This window comes from Halapricum sp. CBA1109 (assembly GCF_009741825.1).
Lineage (GTDB): Archaea > Halobacteriota > Halobacteria > Halobacteriales > Haloarculaceae > Halapricum.
Window position 1 is genome coordinate 1 of the sequence record NZ_WPCA01000151.1, and the last position, 6,003, is coordinate 6,003.

At 67.9% G+C, this 6,003-nt stretch carries 8 protein-coding genes; 1 reads left to right on the forward strand and 7 read right to left on the reverse strand.

Features of this window, described 5'->3' with window-relative positions; translation table 11 throughout:
- A partial coding sequence (locus GJ629_RS16385) for a DUF5799 family protein (RefSeq protein ID WP_197428617.1) occupies nt 1-408 on the forward strand: 408 nt, incomplete at its 5' end.
- Nucleotides 409-450: 42 nt separating this feature from the next.
- Here GJ629_RS16385 and fba read toward each other — a convergent pair.
- From fba to GJ629_RS13580, 7 genes are all read right to left on the reverse strand, one after another.
- Nucleotides 451-1,446 (reverse strand): class II fructose-bisphosphate aldolase, encoded by a 996-nt coding sequence (gene fba / locus GJ629_RS13550; RefSeq protein ID WP_157513524.1) that lies wholly within the window; start codon nt 1,444-1,446, stop codon nt 451-453.
- 65 nt (nt 1,447-1,511) lie between these two features.
- Entirely contained in the window at nt 1,512-1,982 is a 471-nt protein-coding gene (locus GJ629_RS13555) for a PTS fructose transporter subunit IIB (protein WP_157513525.1), read from the reverse strand.
- Nucleotides 1,979-3,670, reverse strand: a complete 1,692-nt coding sequence (gene ptsP / locus GJ629_RS13560) for a phosphoenolpyruvate--protein phosphotransferase (protein WP_157513526.1) — start codon at nt 3,668-3,670, stop codon at nt 1,979-1,981. The genes GJ629_RS13555 and ptsP overlap by 4 nt, the downstream gene beginning before the upstream one ends.
- Nucleotides 3,667-3,945: an HPr family phosphocarrier protein gene (locus GJ629_RS13565; protein WP_157513527.1), complete on the reverse strand. Its 279-nt coding sequence runs from the start codon at nt 3,943-3,945 to the stop codon at nt 3,667-3,669. Before GJ629_RS13565 ends, ptsP begins: the two co-directional genes overlap by 4 nt.
- Nucleotides 3,942-4,406 carry a PTS sugar transporter subunit IIA gene (locus GJ629_RS13570; protein WP_157513528.1) on the reverse strand — a complete coding sequence of 155 codons (465 nt, stop codon included), beginning with the start codon at nt 4,404-4,406 and terminating at the stop codon, nt 3,942-3,944. The genes GJ629_RS13565 and GJ629_RS13570 overlap by 4 nt, the downstream gene beginning before the upstream one ends.
- 5 nt (nt 4,407-4,411) lie before the next feature.
- Nucleotides 4,412-5,560 (reverse strand): PTS fructose transporter subunit IIC, encoded by a 1,149-nt coding sequence (locus GJ629_RS13575; RefSeq protein WP_157513529.1) that lies wholly within the window; start codon nt 5,558-5,560, stop codon nt 4,412-4,414.
- Between the two features lie 101 nt (nt 5,561-5,661).
- A partial coding sequence (locus GJ629_RS13580) for a PfkB family carbohydrate kinase (protein WP_231754633.1) occupies nt 5,662-6,003 on the reverse strand: 342 nt, incomplete at its 5' end.

The window sequence follows — 6,003 nt, forward strand, 5'->3', positions numbered from 1 at the left end:
GTCGACCGGGAGTTCGAGGACCGGGTCGCCGCGTCGTCGTTCAGCCGCCAGCAGTGGGGGCTGGTTATGACCGCCGTCGAGTTCGACGTCGAGGGCGCCGACGAGCCCGAGACGGCGCGGATGGTCGCCGACGGGAGTAGCCTCCCCAGCGTGATGAGCCAGATAGAGCAGATGGGCGAGGGTCGCGGGTCGACGATGGGCGGGGGAGGCGGGGGCGGCGGTGGCGGCGGAGGCGGCGGCTTCCTCGGGTCGGTCACCGATGCGCTGGGTCTCGGCGGCGGCAACAGCGCCCTCCAAGAGGAGGCCGAGGAACTCGCCGACGAGTACGCCGCGGAGTTACAGGAGCGACTGGAGGACCGCGGCCGGTGGGAAGAGATCTGTGCGGCCGTCGCCGAGAGTGACGACTGACGGCGTCGTAGCGAGTGGCGAAAAAGACGGCGAGTCGTCGCCTCAGTTGGGGAACATCGACTTGCCGGCGCTGCCCGAGAGTTCGGCGAGGTCGGCGTGGACCTCGGCGATGCGCTCGCGGACGAGGCGGCCGCCGACGCGCGGGTCGAAGTGGTCCTTGTTCGGCGACCACTCGACGTCGTTGTAGAAGCTGTCGCGCTGGTCCTCGACGCCCTCCGGCGGGACGAGTTCGTCCTTGTGTTCGAGGTAGTGGTCGAACAGCGTCCGGGTGTACTCGTACTGGTACCGGGTGTCCTTGTTCATCTTGCAGATGCCCCGGTCCATCATATCCTCGACCTGCGGCGGCTGGAGGCCCGAGGAGCCGTGCAGGACAAGCGGCGTGTCGAGCCCGTGGTCCGAGAGGGCCTGACTGATGTCGGTCGCGAGGTCCGGGCGCAGTTCGAGGTCCTTGCCCTTGGCGACGCCGTGCTGTGTCCCGACGGAGATGGCCAGCAGGTCACAGCCGGTTCGCTCGACGAACTCGACGGCGTCCTCGGGATCGGTGTAGAACGCTTCTTCGGCCACGATTTCGTCCTCGACGCCCTTGATCTGGCCGAGTTCGGCCTCGACGAGGATGTCCGCGTCCGCGTCGTCGACCATATCGACGACCTGTTTCGAGCGCTCGATGTTCTCCTCGAACTCCTCGTGGGAGGCGTCGATCATGATCGAGGACGGGATCTCCGTCTCGACCTGCATCTCGATGAACTCCATGTCGGTCTGGTGGTCCATATTGAGGAACACGCCGATGTCGTACTGCTCGGCGATGGTCTCGATATACGTTCCCATCGCCCGCAGGCCGTCTTCGGCGTCGCCGTTGCCCGCGAAGCGGCAGGCACCGGCGCTCATCTGGATGAGGAGGTCCGAATCGACGGAGGACGCACCCTCCATCAGCCCCATCGCCACGTCCGGTTCGGCGACGTTGCTCGCGACGAGTCCGAAGTCCTCCTCTAGCGCCCGGTCGTACACCTGATCGAGTTTCTCTCCGCCGTAGAACGGCATTCTATGTCACCATCGAACGGTTTACTCGCCACCGTAATAATTGATGCGACTCGCGGGCGAGAGCGTCAGGAGAACAGGCCTTTGATCTTCGAGAGCAGGCCGCCGGAGTCGGCGGTGGCTCCCTCCTCTCTCTCCCGCGACGAGTCGGCCGGTTCGGTCCCGCCAGTCGACGCCGACGCCGAGGACGCGTCCGCCTCGACTGCTTCCGCCGTGTCGTCGCCGCTGTCGGCGTTCTCCGCGGCCGCTGCGGCCTCTTCGAGCAACTCCTCGGCCTCGTTGATCGCTCGCGCGACCGGCGCCTTGACGAGCGGTTTGCCCTCGAACCGGTCGCGGCTGACGGACGTGTCGGCGGCGATGATCACCGCGTCGGCCTCGGCTATCTCGGCCTCGGTGAGTTCGTCCTCGGCGCCCATCGCCCCCTGAATCTCGACGCGGACGTCGTGGCCCGTGGCCTCACCGGCCTGTTCGAGGCCCTCCGCTCCCATCTGGCTGTGTGCGATTCCCGTCGGACATGCTGTGACTGCGACGAACTTCATGTGTTGTGTGTTATCGTGGCTACTACTTCGCTCTTTGTACTCGCTGCCAGTGCGTCGTCCGCCAGCGCCGACGCGGCGTCGGTGCGCGTCTCGGCGACGTTGGCCTTCACGTCGGGGATGGTGACGGCGCTCATCGAGAGTTCGTCGAGCCCGAGCCCGACCAGCAACTCCGTCAGCGCTGGGTCGCCCGCCATCTCGCCGCACATCCCGATCCACGCGTCGTTGTCGTGGGCGGCCTCGACCGCGCGGTGGATGGCGCGCAGGACCGCTGGGTGGCGCGGGTCGTGGAGGTGGTCGACGGCCTCGTTCTGTCGGGAGGCGGCCATCACGTACTGGGTGAGGTCGTTGGTCCCGATGCTGAAGAAGTCAAGCCGGGCCGCCAGTTCGTCGCCGACGAACACCGCCGACGGCGTCTCGATCATCACGCCGAGTTCGGGTCGCTCGAACGCCTCGCCCGCCTCGTCCAGTTCCGACGCCACCTCTTCGACGACGTCGAGGGCGGCCTCGGCCTCCTCGACGGTGGCGACCATCGGGAACATCACCGAGAGGTCGCCCTCGGCCTCGGCGTTGGCCCGCAACAGCGCCCGCAGTTGCGTCCGGAACAACTCCTCGTCCAGGCCCAGCGAGCGCCGGATACCCCGGACCCCGAGGAAGGGATTCTCGGGTTCCTCGGCGTCGATGTAGGGGATGGGCTTGTCGCCGCCGATGTCGAGCGTTCGCACGACGACGCGGCCGTCGGGGAAGGCCTCCAGTGCCTCGACGTAGGTCTCCAGTTGCTCGGCCTCGTCCGGGGGGGAGCGCCGGTCGAGGAAGAGGAACTCCGTCCGGAACAGGCCGATACCGTCCGCGCCGTTGTCGGCCGCGGCCGAGAGCTCGGCGGGCGTTCCGACGTTGGCCGCGACTTCGATGTCGCGTCCGTCGGCCGTCTCGACGCGGTCGTGCCGGACCGAGACGTCCCGCGACTCGGCGGCGCGTTCGCGGGTCTCCTCGTCGGGGTCGACGACCACGGTTCCGGCCTCGCCGTCGACGACGACTTCCGTGTCGGCCGCGACGTCGAGCAACGCCTCGCCGACGCCAACGACGGCGGGGATACCGATAGAACGCGCGAAGATGGCGGCGTGGGCCGTCCGGCCGCCGACGACGGTGGCGAACCCGGCGACGCGGTCGGGGTTTAGCTGGGCCGTGTCGCTGGGCGTCAGTCGCTCGGCGAGCAGGACCGTCCCCTCCGGCAGCGCCGAGAGGTCGACGCGGTCCGCGTCCGCGAGGATGCGGAGCAACCGGTCGCGGATGTCCCGGAGGTCGTCCGCCCGTTCGGCCATCCGGCCGCCGGCGGCCTCTAGCTGCTCGATTGCGTCGGCGAAGCCCTCGTCGACGGCGTGGTCGGCCGGCAGGCCCGAGTCGAGCGCGTCCTCGACGGCACCGGTGATCTGAGGGTCGTCCAGAAACTGGAGGTGAGCGTCGAAGACGGCGGCCTCCTCCTCGCCGACGGCCTCGGCGGTGTGTTCGCGTTCGGCTTCTATCTCCTCGCGGGCCCGCCCGAGCGCCTGTTCGAACCGGTCGCGTTCGGCGTCGGCGTCGACCGTGTCCGGGGCCGGCGGGTCGCCCAGTTCGACCTCGCCGTCGTACCAGACGACGTTGCCGACGCCCGACAGCGGCGTGACGCCGATGCCATCGAGTGTGTGTGTCATTCGTCGTCGAACTCCGATTCGGGGGTCGTCAGTACGTCCTCGAGGGCGTCAAGCGCCGCCTCGGCGTCGTCGCCCTCGGCGATCAGTCGCACGGTGTCACCGTGTCCGGCGCCGAGGCTCGTCACGGCGAGCATACTGTTTGCGGCGACCGGGTCCTCGCCGTCGACCGCTATCTCGACGGTCGCCTCGAACTCGTTGACCGTCTCGACGAACACCGACGCGGGACGGGCGTGCAGGCCGTCCTCGGGAACGATGGTGACTGTGCGTTCGCTCATGCTATTGCCTTCATCAGCGTGTCAGTTACCGCTTCCGGCGACTCGGCGGCGTGTAGCCGGTCGCGGACGTCGTCGTCCATCAACGCTCGGGAGAGCGAACTCAGGATCGAGAGGTGGTCGTCGCTCCCGCTCGCGGGCACGAGAATCATAAACAGCAGCGTCGCGGGCTTGCCGTCCGGGGCGTCGAAGTCGATGCCCTCGCTGGAGCGGCTGAACACGACCGTCGGCTCGGCGACGCCGTCGGTCTTGGCGTGGGGGATACCGATACCCTTGCCGACGCCCGTCGACGTCTCGCCCTCGCGTTCGAGGAGAGCGTCGAGCGTCGCCTCGCGGTCGGTGACCCGGCCCGCGTCGACGGCGATGTCGAGCAGGTGTTCGATGGCCGCGCGCTTCTCGTCGGGCGGTTCTTCGAGCGATACGAGCTCCGTCGAGAGGATCCGATCGAGTGTCTGTTGATCCATTGGTATCAGTCCGCGGTGGTGGTTTCGGTACCGGACTCCGTGCTGCTACCGGGGTCGGCGACGTGGTCCGGTTTCAACAGCGTGACGATGGCGGCCGTCACGAGCGATCCGACGCCGAGGGCGAGCAGGAAGCCCCAGATGGGGTCCGCAAGCGGCGCGACGAAGATGCCGCCGTGGGGCGCGGGCATCTCGACGCCGATGAACATCGCGAGGCCGCCCGCGGTGGCGCTCCCGGCCATCAGGCTCGGGATGACGCGTCCGGGGTCGGAAGCGGCGTATGGAATCGCGCCTTCGGTGATGAAGGACAGCCCCATAATGAAGCCGCTTTTGGCCTGTTCGTACATCTCCTCGGGGTACTTCCGGGAGGCGATGACGTTCGAGAGCGCCATCCCGATGGGCGGGGTCATCCCCGCGAGCATCACGGCGGCCATCGGGCCGTATATCTGCTGGCTGACGAGGCCGACTGCGAAGAGGTAGGCGACCTTGTTGACCGGGCCGCCCATGTCGAAGGCCATCATCGCGCCGAGGATGAGGCCGAGGACTAGCGCTTGCGTCCCCTGCATCCCCGAGAGGAGACTGTTCAGTTCGGCGTTGGCGATAGCGACCGGGACGCCGATGACGAACAGCATCACCGGCAACAGGACCGCAACCGTCGCGACGGGGATGATCAGGACGGGCATCATCGGTTCGAGGAAGCTCGGCACCTCACGCTGTTTGAACCAGCGTGCGACGTACCCGGCCAGCAACCCGGCGATGAGCGCGCCGAGGTAGCCGGCCGCCGCGTTCCCGCCCGGGAGCCCCAGCACTTGACTGGACTCCTGCAGGACGACCCCCTGCTGGATGATCCACGAGAGCAGGAACCCCGGCGCGAGACCGGGCCTGTCGGCGATGGCGTAGGCGATGTACGCGCCGAGGATGGGGACCATAATGGTCAGTCCGGCGGTCCCCATCTGGGCGAGGAACCACGACACTTCGCCCGGTGAGTCGAACACTGTCTCGACCGTCGCACCACCCGGAAGGGAGGCGTACGCGTACGCTACCGCGAGGAATATCCCGCCGACGGTCACGAACGGGATCATGAACGACACCCCGGTCATCACGTCGTCTTTCACCGAGGTGAGTCGCGCTCGGAACTCGCTATCTTGTGTGGACATGCTTCATCATCAACGATGGACAGGGTATGACAATAAATGCTCGAATACGATCGTTTTCGATCGTTACTGGCGAAACTATCGGCAAAACGATCACAGACCAGTCACTCAGCGGGGGCAGGCGCGGGACCGACCGCGATTCGATCACGATCGAGGGCGTCGAGTCGGGGCGGGGTCGTGCCGGTGGTACCGACGACGGCGCTGGCGACGGCCACGCCGGTCCGGAGGGCCTCGGACTCGCTCTCGCCACGGTCCAGCGCCGAGAGGACGCCGGCGAACAGCGAGTCCCCCGCACCGACGGTGTCGACCACCTCGACGGCGGGCGCGTCCGCGTACAGCGCCCGGTCGGCGGTCACCAGCACCGCGCCGTCGCCGCCCAGCGAAGTGACGATACGCTCGTACCCCGAGTCCAGCAGGTCGCGGGCGCGCGACGGCGTCGGCGACGG

Coding starts and splice junctions, on each gene's coding strand:
- GJ629_RS13555 (WP_157513525.1), bottom strand. CDS start 1,982: ATGAAGTTCGTCGCAGTCACAGCATGTCCGACGGGAATCGCACACAGC.
- GJ629_RS13570 (WP_157513528.1), bottom strand. CDS start 4,406: ATGGATCAACAGACACTCGATCGGATCCTCTCGACGGAGCTCGTATCG.
- GJ629_RS13565 (WP_157513527.1), bottom strand. CDS start 3,945: ATGAGCGAACGCACAGTCACCATCGTTCCCGAGGACGGCCTGCACGCC.
- ptsP (WP_157513526.1), bottom strand. CDS start 3,670: ATGACACACACACTCGATGGCATCGGCGTCACGCCGCTGTCGGGCGTC.
- fba (WP_157513524.1), bottom strand. CDS start 1,446: ATGCCGTTCTACGGCGGAGAGAAACTCGATCAGGTGTACGACCGGGCG.
- GJ629_RS13575 (WP_157513529.1), bottom strand. CDS start 5,560: ATGTCCACACAAGATAGCGAGTTCCGAGCGCGACTCACCTCGGTGAAA.